This window comes from Pseudomonas sp. NMI542_15, assembly GCF_021283425.1.
GTDB lineage: Bacteria > Pseudomonadota > Gammaproteobacteria > Pseudomonadales > Pseudomonadaceae > Aquipseudomonas > Aquipseudomonas fortuita.
The window spans coordinates 1-978 of the sequence record NZ_JAJSRO010000069.1 but is presented as its reverse complement, the minus strand read 5'-3'; the positions used below and the strand labels follow the sequence as shown (position 1 = coordinate 978).

Genomic DNA, 978 nt, shown 5'->3' with positions numbered 1-978 from the left:
CACAGTGCCAGTGCCGATGAGAGTGCCTGCGGCATCACGCACCTGCACGGTAGCGCCCGGTTCGCCGCGACCGGTGAGGGTCACGCCGTCAGCCAGGGCCAGCTCGGTAGGCTGGGCAGGGGCCTGCAGGTCTGGCGAGGTGACCGAAGCGGGTGGCGAGACATTGCCAGCGGCATCGGTAAGGGTCACTTGCAGAGCGCTGCCGTCTTTCACGGCAGGGCTCAAGGACATCACAAAGGTGCCATCCGGGCCGACGGTTCCTGTAGCCAGCAGATTACCCGCTGCGTCACGCACCTGCACGGTGGTGCCGGCTTCGCCACGGCCGCTCAGCTGGCTGCCGGCCAGGCCGATGACCAAGTTGGTCGGGGCTTCAGGCGGCGTGGTGTCGCCCCCGTCGATATCCGGCGCAGTGACCGCGCTGGCTACGGATGTATTGCCAGCGGCATCGGTCGCGGTGGCTTGCAGGACTTCGCCGTCAACCTGTGGGGGGTTGAGGTTGATGCTGAACACGCCGGTTGGGCCGACTACCGCAGTGCCCAGTTCGGTGCCATCGGCTGCCAGGATGCGCACGGTACTGCCCGGTTCGGCACGGCCGGTGATGACGCTGCCGTCAGCGCTGACGGCCAATTCGGTCGGTGCGGCCGGCGCGGTGATGTCCGGCGCGGTGATCTGTGCGGGCAACGAGGAAACGCCACTGTCATCGATGGCGACCACATCCAGCAGTTCGCCGTTGGCCTGGGCCGGGCTCAGCTCGATGCTGAAGGTGCCATCGTCATTAGCGATGGCGCTGCCGATCAGGGTGCCGTTGGCGTCACGCACCTCCACGCGCGTCCCCGCAGGGGCGGAACCAGTGAGGGTGGTGCCGTCGGCATCGACGGCCAGATTGCTCGGGCTAGTCGGGGCCGTGGTCAGCGGTACGTCGTATTCGAGGGCAGCGGAGGCGTTGCCGCTTGGGTCGGTCTGCACCAGGCTCAGTTG

The 978-nt window shown here is 67.6% G+C and carries 1 protein-coding gene; it reads right to left on the bottom strand.

Annotation, left to right across the window (positions count from 1 at the left end; translation table 11 throughout):
* A partial coding sequence (locus LU684_RS30440; protein ID WP_232895372.1) for an Ig-like domain-containing protein occupies positions 1-978 on the bottom strand: 978 nt, incomplete at both ends.